Source organism: Pseudomonas wadenswilerensis (assembly GCF_024749185.1).
GTDB classification, from domain to species: Bacteria; Pseudomonadota; Gammaproteobacteria; order Pseudomonadales; family Pseudomonadaceae; genus Aquipseudomonas; species Aquipseudomonas wadenswilerensis.
Genome location: NZ_CP087191.1, coordinates 4,842,387 through 4,854,995 on the forward strand (window position 1 = coordinate 4,842,387; position 12,609 = coordinate 4,854,995).

Genomic DNA, 12,609 nt, shown 5'->3' on the forward strand with positions numbered 1-12,609 from the left:
GCCGACCATGACCCGATCATTACGCAAACTCTACGCCCTGCTGTTCCTCGCCCTGTTGCTGGGCCTGGGCCTGTGGTCGCTGGGCGGCCTGGGCAGCTTCCAGCGCACCGCGCAGATGACCGCCCTCGACGGCAAGCTGGCCAAGGCCGCCGAGACCCACTACGACGAGCAGTTCCCGCTCAAGCGCATCGGCACCAACCTGTGGGCGGCGCTGGATTTCAAGCTGTTCAACGAAGGCCGCCCGGGCGTGGTGCTGGGCCGCGAGCACTGGCTGTTCAGTGACGAGGAGTTCAAGCCGGTGGCCAACAGCGACCAGTTCGAACAGGAAAACCTCGCGCTGATCCGCGGTGTGCGCGACACCCTGCAGCAACGTGGCGTACAGCTGGTACTGGCAATCGTGCCGGCCAAGGCGCGGCTGTATCCGGAGTACGTCGGCGAACAGACCCCGGCCAGCCTGCACACCGACCTGTACAACGAGTTCCACGCCCAGGCCCGCCAGGCCGGCGTGTTCGCCCCCGACCTGCTGGCGCCGCTGCAGGAGGCCAAGGCCCGTGGCCAGGTGTTCCTGCGTACCGACACCCACTGGACGCCCATGGGCGCCGAAGTGGTCGCCCAGCACCTGGCCGCCGCCGTCGCGCGCCAGACCCTGCTCAACGGCGAGCCGCAGCAGTTCGTCACCGAACAGCGCCAGAGCGCGCCGTACAAAGGCGACCTGACCAACTTCCTGCCGCTCGACCCACTGTTCAGCAACCTGCTGCCGCCGCCGGACACCCTGCAACAACGCAGCACCCGCCCGGCCCAGGCTGAAGGTGAAAACGGCGACGCACTGTTCGCCGACAACGAAATCCCGGTGGCACTGATCGGCACCAGCTACAGCGCCAACCCCAGCTGGAACTTCCTCGGTGCCCTGCAGCAAGCGCTGCGCAGCGACGTGGTCAATTACGCCGAAGACGGTCATGGCCCGCTGCTGCCGATGCTCAAGTACCTGCAAACCGACGCCTTCAAGAACAGCGCGCCGCAAGTGCTGATCTGGGAGTTCCCGGAACGTTATCTGCCAATGAAAAACGACCTCAGCGCATTCGATCCGCAGTGGATCGCGCAGCTGAAAAAAACCCGCAATGCCAATCAAGACCTGGCCCTGTCGTCCCATCGGACGGAAAACTGAAGAGGAAACGCACATGACCTTGCATACCCAAAAGCTCCGCATCGCCAAAGCCTGCGCCCTGGCCGCCGGTCTGAGCCTGCTCTCGCTGCAAGCCCTGGCCGGTGCCGACGCCGCGCTGTATGGCCCGACCGCGCCGAAAGGCTCGACCTTCGTGCGCATCTACAACGCCGGTGCCCAGCCGGTCAGCGCCAGCGTCGGCAATACCCAGATCAACGAAGTGGCCGCCCAGGGCAGCAGTGATTTCAGCTTCATGCCCCAGGGCGATTACAGCGCCAAGGTCGGCAGCCAGAGCCTGCCGGTCAAGCTCGCCGCCGATCACTACTACACCCTGGTCAACAACACCTCGGGCCAGCCGCAGCTGGTCGAGGAGCCGCCGTTCAAGAACAAGCAGAAATCCCTGGTGCGGGTACAGAACCTCAGTAACCAGGCTTTGACCCTGAAGACCGCCGACGGCAAGACCGAAGTGGTCAAGCCGGTGGCCGCCAAGGCCCGTGGCGAGCGTGAGATCAACCCGGTCAAGGTCAGCCTGGCGCTGTATGAAGGCGATAAGAAAGTCAGCGATCTGAAGCCTGTGGCTCTGGAGCGCGGCGAAGCGGCGGTGCTGTATGTCACCGGCTCCGGCAGCAACCTGTCGCCGGTCTGGGTCAAGCGCCCGGTATCCACCCGTTAACCACCTGCCTATTTCTATTTTTGGAGAACACCCATGATTCCAGTCATTCTGTCCGGTGGTAGCGGCTCGCGTCTGTGGCCCCTGTCGCGCAAGCAATTCCCCAAGCAGTTCCTGGCCCTGACCGGCGAACACACCCTGTTCCAGCAGACCCTCTCGCGCCTGGTGTTCGACGGCATGGACGCCCCCATCGTGGTCTGCAACAAGGACCACAAGTTCATCGTCAGCGAGCAGCTGCAAAGCCTGAAACTCGAAACCCAGGGCATCCTCATGGAGCCCTTCGGCCGCAACACCGCGCCAGCAGTGGCGCTGACCGCGATGAAACTGGTCAACGAAGGCCGTGACGAGCTGATGCTGGTGCTCCCGGCCGACCATGTGATCAACGACCAGAAAGCCCTGCAGCGGGCCCTGGCCCTGGCCACCGTGGCCGCCGAGCGCGGCGAGATGGTGCTGTTCGGAGTCCCGGCGACCAAGCCGGAAACCGGCTACGGCTACATCAAGTCGAGCCAGGACGTACTGCTGCCCGAAGGCGTCAGCCGGGTGGCGCAGTTTGTCGAGAAGCCGGACGAAAAACGCGCGACCGAGTTCGTGCGGGCGGGTGGCTACTTCTGGAACAGCGGCATGTTCCTGTTCCGCGCCAGCCGCTTCCTCGAAGAGCTGAAAAAGCACGATGCCGACATCTACGACACCTGCCTGCTGACCCTGGAGCGCAGCGAGGAAGACGGCGACAACCTGAGCATCGACGAAGCCACCTTCGCCTGCTGCCCGGACAATTCCATCGACTACGCCGTAATGGAAAAGACCCAGCGCGCCTGCGTGGTACCGCTGTCGGCGGGCTGGAGCGATGTCGGTTGCTGGTCGTCGCTGTGGGACGTGCATGAAAAAGACCACAACGGCAACGTGACCAAGGGTGATGTGGTGGTCCAGGACAGCCACAACTGCATGATCCACGGCAACGGCAAGCTGGTGTCGGTGATCGGCCTGGAGAACATCGTCGTGGTCGAGACCAAGGACGCCATGATGATTGCCCACAAGGACAAGGTTCAGGGCGTCAAGCAACTGGTCAACACCCTCAACGAACAGGGCCGCAGCGAAACCCAGACCCACTGCGAGGTCTACCGGCCGTGGGGCTCGTACGACTCGGTGGACATGGGCGGGCGTTTCCAGGTCAAGCACATCACCGTCAAGCCCGGCGCCAGCCTGTCGCTGCAGATGCACCACCACCGCGCCGAGCACTGGATCGTGGTGTCCGGCACCGCCGAGGTGACCTGCGACGAGAACGTGTTCCTGCTCACCGAGAACCAGTCCACCTACATCCCGATCGCCTCGGTGCACCGCCTGCGCAACCCGGGCAAGATCCCGCTGGAGATCATCGAGGTGCAGTCGGGCAGCTACCTGGGCGAAGACGATATCGAGCGCTTTGAAGATGTCTACGGGCGCTCGACACCGATCGAGCGCGGGATTTCGATCAAGACCATCGCGCAGTAAAACCCCAATCGCGGGGCAAGCCCGCTCCTACACATTGTGGGAGCGGGCTTGCCCCGCGATGCTTTTTGGTTAGGATGAAAGAATACCCGCACACAAGGTTCGCTCCATGTTCATCGGCGCCCTGCTCATCCTTACCTGGCTGGTCCTGCTGCTGCGCTACCCGGCCAAGGCCCTGCCGATTTCCCTGGCGGCGCTGTTCGGCCTGGGGCTGGTGGCGTTGTGGGTGGTGTGGCTGGACAATCGCGAAGCCAACCAGCTGGCCCGCCTGGAACTGCGCCTGACCTACGCCCCGGAGCAATGCCCGGCCGATCGCCCGCTGCAAGTCCACATCAACAACGGCAACTCGGTGCCATTAGTGGAGCTGCGCTGGCGAGTAGCAGCCTATGCCCCCGGCGATACCGTCAACCTTGCCGAAAACACCTATGCCGCCCCGCGCTACCGCGGCCCGGGCGAGCTGCAACCCGGCGCCAGCTGGCAGGAGTGCCTGCCATTGCCGCCGCTGCGTTCCGGCTACCGGCCACAGAGCGTCGACTACCGCGCCGAGCACCTGCAAGGCAGTTTCGCCGACTGAGCACCTGATATTTTTGCCAGGTTACCTACACCCCGAAGCCGTGTTGAATAGACACTCACATTTCCAGCGTCGGGAGCGGGACCATGGCGGACACCTCAACAGCGGTTCAGGCCGAGTTCAAGGCGCTTGTCGAACGTATCCAGGGCAACACGCAGCTGGATCGGCCAGTGGCCATTCTGGTTTTTTCCGATACCTGCCCGGCCTGCGCAGGCGCCAAGGCGCAGTTCAGCGCGCTGGCCGATGAAGGTTATCGAGACAAGGTCGACTTCTACCAGATTCCCTTCAGCGCCTTCAGTGCGCTGCGACTGGACAGGGAAGTCAAACACGTACCGACCTACCTGCTGTATGACCTTCCTGGCACACCCCGCCGGTTTCTCGGCCCCAGTGCCGAGCCGCTGAAAAAAACACTGGTGCAGCGGTTTCCTGACGTAGTATTCGTGGCGACTCCCCCTGCTTAAGGACAGCAGCTCATGCCCAGCGTGTTGATCACCGGTTGCTCCAGCGGTATCGGTCTGGCTTTGGCCGAGGCCTTCAAGAACGCCGGCTTCGAGGTCTGGGCCACGGCGCGCAAGGCCGAGGACGTCCAGCGCCTGGCCGCCAACGGCTTCAATGCCCGCCAGCTGGACGTCAATGACCCAGCGGCATTGAGCCAATTGGCAAGCGAACTGGAACAACGCGGCCAGGGCCTCGATGTGCTGATCAACAACGCCGGCTACGGCGCCATGGGCCCCCTGCTCGATGGCGGGGTCGAGGCCATGCGACGGCAGTTCGAGACCAATGTGTTTGCCGTGGTCGGTGTCACCCGCGCACTGTTCCCGGCCTTGCGTCAGAACAAAGGCCTGGTGGTGAATATCGGCAGTGTCTCCGGGGTCCTGGTCACGCCGTTCGCCGGTGCCTACTGCGCCTCCAAGGCTGCGGTGCACGCCCTGAGCGAAGCGTTGCGCCTGGAAGTGGCGCCGTTTGGTGTGCGCGTGATGGAAGTGCAACCCGGGGCGATTGCCTCGCAGTTCGCCAGCAACGCCGGGCGCGAAGCTGAGCAATTGATCGAAGAACACTCGCCCTGGTGGCCGCTGCGCGAAGGCATCCGTGCCCGCGCCCGCGCCTCCCAGGACAAGCCGACCCCGGCCGCCGACTTCGCCCGGGGCGTACTCAAGGCCGTGCAGCAGCCAGAGCCCGCGGCACTGGTGCGCCTGGGCAACGGCAGCCGCGCCTTGCCGCTGCTGCAAGCCTGGCTGCCCCAGGGCTTGCTGCAACGGGTGCTGAAAAAACGCTTCGGCCTGGACCGCGCGCTCTAGGCGATCGAACGCACCACGCCACCATCGACGCGCATGGCCGCGCCAGTAGTGGCGCTGGCCTGGCGCGAGGCCAGGTAGATCACCAGGTTGGCCACTTCTTCTACCGAAGCCAGGCGCTGGATGATCGAACTGGGACGGTGTTCGGCAATGAAGCCGGCCTCCAGTTGCTCCACCGGCACACCCTGCTCCTCGGCCATCTTGGCGAAGAAGCCGCCGAGTCCTTCGGAGCGGGTCGGCCCGGGCAGCACGGCGTTGACCGTGACGCCGGTGCCGGCGAGGGTTTCCGCCAGGCCGCGGGACACCGCCAGCAGTGCGGTCTTGGTGGTGCCGTAATGGACCATCTCCACCGGAATCTGCAAGGCCGATTCACTGGACAGGAACAGCACCCGGCCCCAGCCGCGCTCGGCCATGCCCGGTGCGTAATGCCGCGCCAGGCGCACCGCGCTCATGACGTTGACCTCGAAAAACAGCTGCCAGTCTTCATCGGTCAGCTCGAAAAAGCCCTTGGGCTCGAAGATGCCGAGGTTGTTGACCAGGATGTCGGTCTGCGGCACTTCGGCAAACAGCCGGGCGGCGCCTTCGGCACAGCCCAGGTCCGCGGCAAGCCCCGAGACGCGAGCGCCGGGCAGCTTCAGGCGAATGTGCTCCAGGGCCTGATCGACCCGTTCCTGGCTACGGCCATTGATCACCACGTCGGCACCCGACTCGGCCAGGCCTATGGCAATCGCCAAACCGATACCGGCGGTGGAGCCACTGACAATCGCGCGCTTGCCATGCAATGAAATGTTCATACCTGTGTCCTTACGCTGGATGAAAAAAACTGACAGATCAGCCCTGTGCGGCGGTCTGCAACGGCGCACTGAACGGCTGCCATCCGCCCCCCAGCGACTTGTACAAACCGACCAGGGCCTGGGACACCGCCGCCGAGCTTTCGACCCACTGCTCCTGGCTGGCCAGCAAGGCGCCCTGCACGCTGAGCACATTGAGAAAGTCCACGGCGCCCTCGACGTATTGCTGCTGGGCGGTCTGCAGGGCGATGCGGTTCTGCCGCACGGCCTCTTCAAGCAGGTCGCGGCGCAACTGGCTGGCGTTGTACAGGCGTAGCACATCGTCGATTTCGTGCCAGGCGCGCAGCACCACCTGCTGGTAGCGCAAGGCGGCTTCCTGCTGCTGGGCTTCGCGCAACTTGAGCACTCCGCGCAAGCGCCCGCCTTCGAAAATCGGCAGGCTCAACTGCGGGCCGATTGCAAACCGGCGTGAATCCCAGCTTCCGAAATCAGACAACTGCATCGACTGAAAACCAACATTGCCCGACAGACGGATGCTTGGATAAAAGTCGGCCTTGGCCACACCGATGCTGGCGGTGGCGGCATGCAATTGTGCCGCGGCCTGGAGAATATCCGGGCGGCGCTCGGCCAGCTCCGACGGCACGCCGATGGCAAAGCGTTGCTGTGGCGTCGGCATCGCCGCAGGTTCCAGCAGCTCGGACTGCAAGCTGCGCGGCGGCTCAGCCAGCAGCAGGCCCAAGGCGTTGATCAGTTGCGCCTGGCGCTCTTCCAGGGTTGGCAGGCGTGCCTCGATCGAGGCGACCTGGGCACTGGCCTGAGCCACATCGAGGGCGGTGGCGACACCGTCGCGCAAGCGCATCTGCGACAGGCGCAGGCTGTGCCGGGAGACCTCGAGGTTTTCCCGGGTAACAGCCAGGTTGCTCTGCACGGCGCGCAACTGGATGTAGTTGCCAGCGGTCTCGGCCAGCAGTGACAACAGCACACCACGACGGTCATTCTCGGCCACTTCGACCACCGCATCGGCGGCTTCGACCTGGCGGCGCACGCGGCCCCAGAGGTCGAGTTCCCAACTGGCGGTAAAGTCGCCCTGCCAGAGGTTGAAGGCCGACTTGCCGCTGTTGCCGGACGGGTCATTGAGGCCTTCGGCACTGTTGCGCGCGCGGCTGTAACCGCCGCCCAGGTCAACCGATGGGGTCTGCTCGGCAGCGATGCTCATGCGTAGCGCACGGCTTTGCAGCAAGCGCGCACTGGCGATCTGCAGGTCGAGGTTGCGCTGGCTGGCGCGCTCGATCAGGGCGCTGAGCTTGGGGTCGTGAAAGCTTTCCCACCAGCGTTGCTCCAACGGGTCGGCCTGGGCCTGGCTGGCGGCGGGCGTTTCCTGCAGCGCTGCCCAACTGGCGGGGGCATGACTGTCAGGCTTGTTGAAATCCGGGCCCAGGGTGCAGCCGGCCAACAGGCTCAGCAACAACGGGCAAAAGGCGAACGCAGGTTTCATCGGGCGCTGACCTCTTCACCGGTAGCCAGGGTCGCGCCAGTGTCGATCTTCGCCACGACCGACATGCCGACCCGCAGGCGCTCCAGCAATGGCTGGTTGGCGTCGAAGACAATCTTGACCGGAATGCGCTGCACCACCTTGGTGAAGTTGCCGGTGGCGTTGTCCGGTTTGACCGCAGCGAAGGTGACGCCGGTCGCCGGGGCGATACTTTCGACCCGCCCGTGCAGGTATTCATCGGCGAAGGTATCCACACGGATTTGCACCGGCTGCCCGGGCTGCACGTGGGTCAGCTGGGTTTCCTGGAAGTTGCCGACCACATAGGCGTGCTCCAGCGGTACCACCGACAGCAAGCGTGCACCCGGATTGACGTAGGCTCCGACGCGCAGCGCACGCTCGCCGACCATGCCGTCGATGGGCGCGACGATGCGGGTGTAGGACAGGTCCAGTTGCGCCCGATCCAGGCTTGCCTGGGCATGCTTGAGGCCACCTGCGGCACTGTCGACCTGAGCGCTGAGAATGTCCACCTGCTTGCGCGCCGCGGCCAGCGCGGCCTGTGAGTTGGCCAGCCGCGCCCGTGCCTGATCGACCCGGCTGCGCGCCTGCTGGGCGTTCTGCACGGTACCGGCGCCCTGCTCGGCCAGGCGGCTGTGACGGGTCAGTTCGTGGTTGGCAAAGGCCAGCTCGGCCTGATCGGCGCTGACTGCGGCCTGAGCCTGATCAATCAGTGAAACCTGACGTTCGAGGGTCGCCCGGGCATTGTGGCTTTGCGCGGTGGACACCAGCAGTTGCGCCTGGGCCGCCGCCAGCGCGGCCTGGTAGTCACGGTCATCGATCAGCGCCAGCAACTGGCCGGCCTTGACCTGCTGGTTGTCTTCCACCAGTACCTGTTTGATGAATCCGGCCACCTTGGGCGCGATCACCGTGTAGTCGGCAGACACATAAGCGTCGTTGGTGCTCTGCTCGCTGTCGTGGCCCAGCAGCATCGGGCCGAGCACGCCCGCCAGCCCGGCAACGACCAGGGCGGCGACGAGCAAGGCGGTTTTTTTATGGTTTGTTGTAGTGGTCATGTCTTTCTCTCAAGTCCGCAAACCTAGGCCACCGCACGCGGTGGGTAGATCCGGGTAGGCACAAAAGGAATCAGCACAATCAGCGCCGCGGCCAGCAGCGCCATGCACAGGTAGAGGTCGGCCGAGGTCAGCACCAGGGCTTGTTCGTGGATGCGCCTGGCCAGGCCCGGCGCGCTGCTGTCGGCCAGCGGCGAATTGCCCAGGCTGTCAACCAGCGAGTTGGAATGAAAATGCCGGCGCACGGTAGTCAGTGCCTCGATCAGCCCGGCGGCGACCACCGAGGCCAGGCCCTTGACCGTGTTGAACCAGGCCGAGGCGAACGGCCCGTCCTGCGGGGTCATGCCGCCGGTGGCCAGCATCAGCAAAGGGATCACCGACATCGGCTGGCCAAAGATGTGCAGCAGTTGCAGCAGGTAGAAGTTGTCGCGAATCCACACGCTGGTGAGCTGGGTGCCCAGCGCGCACGACAACGACAGCATGCCCAGCCCCGCCGCCAACACCCAGCGGCAATCCACCGCGCGGATGTTGCACAGCGCCGCTACCAGCGGCAGCGCCAGCAATTGCGGCAAGGCCACCAGCAGCATCAGCGGGCCGGTCTGCGCCGGGCGGTAACCCTGGATCTGCGCGAGGTAGCTGGAGGGGATGATGATCACCGCAGTCAACACGATCAGCACGCCGAACAGGGTCACCAGGGCGTGGGTCAGGTTGCGCACCTTGAGCATCTGCAGCTTGAAGAACGGCAGCGGCTCGGACCACTCGTTACACAGGAACAGCACCAGCAGTACCAGGCCGCCACCGAGCAGCCAGCAGATCAGCGTCGAGTCGAACCAGCCCATGCGGTCACCCAGGGTCAGGCCGATCACCAGCGTGCAAATGGCCGGCAGGCCGAGCAGCAGGCCGCGCCAGTCGAACTGCTTGAAGCGTTCAAGGCGCAGCGGGTCCTGAGGCAAACCCCAGGACACACAGGCCATGGCCAGCAACGACGGCAGGATGATCTGCCAGAACGCCCACTGCCAGCCGACATACTCGGTCCACAGCCCGGCCAGCGGCGTGCCCAGGTTGGGCCCGAAGGTGGCGGTCAGGGCGTAACCGGCCAGGCCGTAGACCTTGATCCCCGGTGGCAGAAAGCGCAGGGCGACGCTCATCAGCATCGGTGGCAGCGCCCCCGACGCCAGCCCCTGCAACGTGCGCAACAGGAGCAGGCTGGACAGGTTCGGTGCATAGGGCTGCAGCAGGCCGAGCAGGGCAAACACGCCGATGGCACAAAGGGTGAAGCGGCGCAGGGAAAAGGTCGCCGCCAGCCACGGCGAAAAGGCCATGGCCGAGACCGACGCCGCCGAATACACCGCAATCAGCCAGGCGCCTTCATCGGCGCCAATGAACATGCCGCCACGGATATCGGCCAGCGAGGCCTTGGTGACCATCTCGTTGAGGCCGGCGCACAGCACCGCCAGCAGCACCCCGAGCAGGCCGACCAGAATGCGCGTGCCGAAAGCCGCCGGCGCCGCAGCGGCGGCGGCAGGTGGGGGCAGCACAGGTAAGGGAGTCGCGATCAGCGAACTCATGACAGACATCTCCGGACAGACAAGGAACCGGCAGAAGTCTATGAAGGGTCAATGCTAACGAAAACTGACATATTGGCAGTTTACTAGTGCAGCAAACGCAATCGGCCGGTTCAGCGCTGCTCGCTGCAGCAGGCCTTGAGGATCTGGCGCAGCCAGCGGTGCGCCGGATCGTTGTCAAAGCGTGGGTGCCAGGCCTGCATCACCGTCACCCGCTCCATCGGCAAGGGGATGTGGAACGAGCGCAGCGGCAGGCCGAGCTTGGTCACGCTGCTGAGGATGTTGGCCGGCATCGGCAGCAGCAGGTCAGAGTCCGGCAGGGAGAACATCGCCGAATGAAAGCTCGGGGTGATCAGCGCCACCCGCCGCTGCACCTTGTAATTGGCCAGCTCGACATCGATCGGGCCGTTGGCCCGACCACGGCGCGACACGCTGATCTGCGGGTAGGCGGCAAAGCGTTCGGGGGTGATCTCGGCCTCGAAGATTGGGTGATCGTGGCGCGCCAGGCCGACGTAGATGGTGTTGAACAGGCTCTGCATCTTGATCTCGGGACCCAGGTCGATGGTCGAGCTGACGATCAGGTCGGTACCACCGTCGCGCAGTACCGCATCATCGTCGCCACCGCTTTCGGGGACGAAGCGCAGCACGGTATGCGGCGCCTGCTCGTGCATCATCTGCAGCAGTTGCGCGCCATACAGGGCGATGAACAGGTCATTGGTGCGGATGTTGAAGGCCCGGTCGAGGGTCGCCAGGTCGACTTCTTCACGGCTGCGAAACACCAGCCCGGCCTGCTCGACCAGGGCCCGCACCTGCTCGTGCAGGGCCAGCGCCCGCGGTGTCGGCACCAGGCCGCGGCCGGCGCGAACCAGGATCGGATCGCCGATGGCCTCGCGGATCCGCCCCAGGGTCCGGCTCATTGCCGCCGGGCTGAGGTTCATGCGCCGCGCCGCGCCGACCACGCTGCCTTCATCGAGCAGGGCATCGAGGGCGACCAACAGGTTCATATCCGGGATCTGCATTGCCAGGCATCCATGACGTGTAAACAAGGGGCGATCTTAACAGCTCGACAGCGACCTTCGGTTTGCGCCGCACGCAACTACACAGTGCAGGCCAGGCCATTTATCCGCAGGCCGGGAATCCCCAACAATAGCCGGCTCGACTGCCGCCCACAGGAGCCGCCCATGCTCAGCCCCGTATTGATTGCCATCGATGGATCGCCCGCTTCCCAGCGCCTGGTCGAACTGGCGCAGCAGTACTGCCTGCCCAACTGCCATCGCCTGCTGGTGGTGCTGGCCATCGACAGCGCCTTTGCCCTGAGTGACGGGCCGGGGGCGATCAGCCTGTACGAGCAGCAGGAGTATCCGGCGGCCACCGATGAGCAGCGCCATGCCACCCAGGCCGTGCGCCAGGCCCTGGAGAACCTGCGCGCGCTGGGGTTCGAGAGTGAAGGCAAGCTGGTCCAAGGCGAGCCGGTGGCGGCAATCGTTGCTGCCGCCCGCGAGCTTGAGTGCGAGCTGATCATCGTCGGCCACCGGCACTTGAACCGCCTGGGGCGCTTGCTGGATCCGTCGATCAGCAACAAGGTGATCGATCAGGTCAGTTGCCCGGTGCTGGTGGATTCGCGCCAGGACTGAGCCGCTTTTAACCCTCTTTCTGACCCGGCTTGACCACCACCGTACAGGTGGTCCCCGCCGCCAGCAAAAAGCCCTCCGGCACTTCATCGATATGAATCCGCACCGGCACGCGCTGGGCCAGCCGTACCCAGTTGAAGGTCGGGTTGACGTCGGCGATCAGCTCGCGGCTTTCCGGGTTGTCGCGGTCATAGATGCCGCGCGAGATGCTCTCGACATGCCCCTTGAGCCTTTCGCCGCTCATCATCTGCAGCTCGGCCTGGTCACCCACCCGAACATGCGGCAGTTTGGTTTCCTCGAAGAAGCCGTAGACCCAGAACGAGTCCTTGTCGACCACCGCCATCTTCGGCTCGCCGGTGCGCGCGTAGTCACCGCGATGGACGTTGAGGTTGGTGACGTAGCCATCGACCGTGGCAAGGATCCTGGTGCGCTTGAGGTCGAGCTCGGCCGCCGCCAGTTGCGCCTGGGCCTGCTGGTAATCGGCCAGCGCCGAGTTGGCGATGTTGCTGGCATCGTCACGGTTCTCCCGCGAGATCACCAGGTTGTCCATGTCGGCGCGGCGATGGGCGTTGACCTTGCGCATTTCCCAGGTGGCCTTGCGCGAGGCGACCAGCGCCTGGGCCTGGCGGACCGCCACTTCGTAGTGCTCGGGGTCGATCTGCAGCAGCACATCGCCCTTCTTCACCAACTGGTTGTCGCGCACCGGTACATCGACCACATAACCCGGCACGTCGGCAGCAACGTTGATGATGTCGGCGCGCACGCGCCCGTCGCGGGTCCAGGGCGTGTTCATGTAATGCACCCAGAGCTGGCGACCGATCACCACGGCAGCGGCCAGCACGAGCAAGGTGGCGATCAGGCTGAAAAACTTTTTCATCAA

Annotated in this window: 13 protein-coding genes; 7 read left to right on the forward strand and 6 right to left on the reverse strand. The window is 64.8% G+C overall.

Annotated elements, in window-relative coordinates; translation table 11 throughout:
• The first annotated feature begins 7 nt into the window (after positions 1–7).
• The 6 genes from LOY45_RS22170 to LOY45_RS22195 all read left to right on the forward strand — a co-directional run bounded on the left by LOY45_RS22170 (position 8) and on the right by LOY45_RS22195 (position 5,186).
• On the forward strand, positions 8–1,165 hold the full coding sequence (locus tag LOY45_RS22170; protein ID WP_115085387.1) for an alginate O-acetyltransferase: 1,158 nt from the start codon (positions 8–10) through the stop codon (positions 1,163–1,165).
• 13 nt (positions 1,166–1,178) lie between these two features.
• Positions 1,179–1,835 carry an alginate O-acetyltransferase AlgF gene (locus tag LOY45_RS22175; protein WP_115085386.1) on the forward strand — a complete coding sequence of 219 codons (657 nt, stop codon included), beginning with the start codon at positions 1,179–1,181 and terminating at the stop codon, positions 1,833–1,835.
• 33 nt (positions 1,836–1,868) lie between these two features.
• The gene (locus tag LOY45_RS22180) at positions 1,869–3,320 is read left to right on the forward strand and encodes a mannose-1-phosphate guanylyltransferase/mannose-6-phosphate isomerase (protein ID WP_134061403.1); all 1,452 of its coding nucleotides are present in this window, start codon (positions 1,869–1,871) and stop codon (positions 3,318–3,320) included.
• A gap of 106 nt (positions 3,321–3,426) precedes the next feature.
• Complete coding sequence (locus tag LOY45_RS22185; RefSeq protein ID WP_115085384.1) at positions 3,427–3,891, forward strand: multidrug transporter; 465 nt, start codon at positions 3,427–3,429, stop codon at positions 3,889–3,891.
• Between the two features lie 83 nt (positions 3,892–3,974).
• The gene (locus tag LOY45_RS22190) at positions 3,975–4,349 is read left to right on the forward strand and encodes a YbbN family protein (protein ID WP_115085383.1); all 375 of its coding nucleotides are present in this window, start codon (positions 3,975–3,977) and stop codon (positions 4,347–4,349) included.
• Positions 4,350–4,361: 12 nt separating this feature from the next.
• Positions 4,362–5,186 (forward strand): SDR family oxidoreductase, encoded by an 825-nt coding sequence (locus LOY45_RS22195; protein WP_115085382.1) that lies wholly within the window; start codon positions 4,362–4,364, stop codon positions 5,184–5,186.
• Here LOY45_RS22195 and LOY45_RS22200 read toward each other — a convergent pair.
• The 5 genes from LOY45_RS22200 to LOY45_RS22220 form a co-directional block, all read right to left on the reverse strand.
• A complete protein-coding gene (locus tag LOY45_RS22200; protein WP_258578359.1) occupies positions 5,183–5,977 on the reverse strand; it encodes an SDR family NAD(P)-dependent oxidoreductase in 795 nt (264 codons plus the stop codon). The genes LOY45_RS22195 and LOY45_RS22200 overlap by 4 nt on opposite strands.
• A gap of 37 nt (positions 5,978–6,014) precedes the next feature.
• Entirely contained in the window at positions 6,015–7,469 is a 1,455-nt protein-coding gene (locus tag LOY45_RS22205; protein ID WP_258578360.1) for an efflux transporter outer membrane subunit, read from the reverse strand.
• Positions 7,466–8,536, reverse strand: coding sequence for an HlyD family secretion protein (locus LOY45_RS22210; RefSeq protein WP_115085379.1), 1,071 nt, complete (start codon positions 8,534–8,536; stop codon positions 7,466–7,468). Before LOY45_RS22210 ends, LOY45_RS22205 begins: the two co-directional genes overlap by 4 nt.
• A 23-nt stretch (positions 8,537–8,559) precedes the next feature.
• Complete coding sequence (locus LOY45_RS22215; RefSeq protein WP_258578361.1) at positions 8,560–10,101, reverse strand: MFS transporter; 1,542 nt, start codon at positions 10,099–10,101, stop codon at positions 8,560–8,562.
• Positions 10,102–10,211: 110 nt separating this feature from the next.
• Positions 10,212–11,117: a LysR family transcriptional regulator gene (locus tag LOY45_RS22220; RefSeq protein ID WP_115085377.1), complete on the reverse strand. Its 906-nt coding sequence runs from the start codon at positions 11,115–11,117 to the stop codon at positions 10,212–10,214.
• Between the two features lie 162 nt (positions 11,118–11,279).
• Between LOY45_RS22220 and LOY45_RS22225 the strand changes: the two genes are divergently transcribed.
• Entirely contained in the window at positions 11,280–11,732 is a 453-nt protein-coding gene (locus tag LOY45_RS22225) for a universal stress protein (RefSeq protein ID WP_115085376.1), read from the forward strand.
• A gap of 7 nt (positions 11,733–11,739) precedes the next feature.
• On the opposite strand, the gene LOY45_RS22230 is transcribed toward LOY45_RS22225, so the two are convergent.
• The gene (locus LOY45_RS22230; RefSeq protein WP_115085375.1) at positions 11,740–12,606 is read right to left on the reverse strand and encodes an efflux RND transporter periplasmic adaptor subunit; all 867 of its coding nucleotides are present in this window, start codon (positions 12,604–12,606) and stop codon (positions 11,740–11,742) included.
• Positions 12,607–12,609: the final 3 nt, after the last annotated feature.

Excerpts from the sequence above, each read along its gene's own strand:
- LOY45_RS22170 (WP_115085387.1), top strand. The coding sequence starts at position 8 with ATGACCCGATCATTACGCAAACTCTACGCCCTGCTGTTCCTCGCCCTG.
- LOY45_RS22175 (WP_115085386.1), top strand. The coding sequence starts at position 1,179 with ATGACCTTGCATACCCAAAAGCTCCGCATCGCCAAAGCCTGCGCCCTG.
- LOY45_RS22180 (WP_134061403.1), top strand. The coding sequence starts at position 1,869 with ATGATTCCAGTCATTCTGTCCGGTGGTAGCGGCTCGCGTCTGTGGCCC.
- LOY45_RS22185 (WP_115085384.1), top strand. The coding sequence starts at position 3,427 with ATGTTCATCGGCGCCCTGCTCATCCTTACCTGGCTGGTCCTGCTGCTG.
- LOY45_RS22190 (WP_115085383.1), top strand. The coding sequence starts at position 3,975 with ATGGCGGACACCTCAACAGCGGTTCAGGCCGAGTTCAAGGCGCTTGTC.
- LOY45_RS22195 (WP_115085382.1), top strand. The coding sequence starts at position 4,362 with ATGCCCAGCGTGTTGATCACCGGTTGCTCCAGCGGTATCGGTCTGGCT.
- LOY45_RS22200 (WP_258578359.1), bottom strand. The coding sequence starts at position 5,977 with ATGAACATTTCATTGCATGGCAAGCGCGCGATTGTCAGTGGCTCCACC.
- LOY45_RS22205 (WP_258578360.1), bottom strand. The coding sequence starts at position 7,469 with ATGAAACCTGCGTTCGCCTTTTGCCCGTTGTTGCTGAGCCTGTTGGCC.
- LOY45_RS22210 (WP_115085379.1), bottom strand. The coding sequence starts at position 8,536 with ATGACCACTACAACAAACCATAAAAAAACCGCCTTGCTCGTCGCCGCC.
- LOY45_RS22215 (WP_258578361.1), bottom strand. The coding sequence starts at position 10,101 with ATGAGTTCGCTGATCGCGACTCCCTTACCTGTGCTGCCCCCACCTGCC.
- LOY45_RS22220 (WP_115085377.1), bottom strand. The coding sequence starts at position 11,117 with ATGCAGATCCCGGATATGAACCTGTTGGTCGCCCTCGATGCCCTGCTC.
- LOY45_RS22225 (WP_115085376.1), top strand. The coding sequence starts at position 11,280 with ATGCTCAGCCCCGTATTGATTGCCATCGATGGATCGCCCGCTTCCCAG.
- LOY45_RS22230 (WP_115085375.1), bottom strand. The coding sequence starts at position 12,606 with ATGAAAAAGTTTTTCAGCCTGATCGCCACCTTGCTCGTGCTGGCCGCT.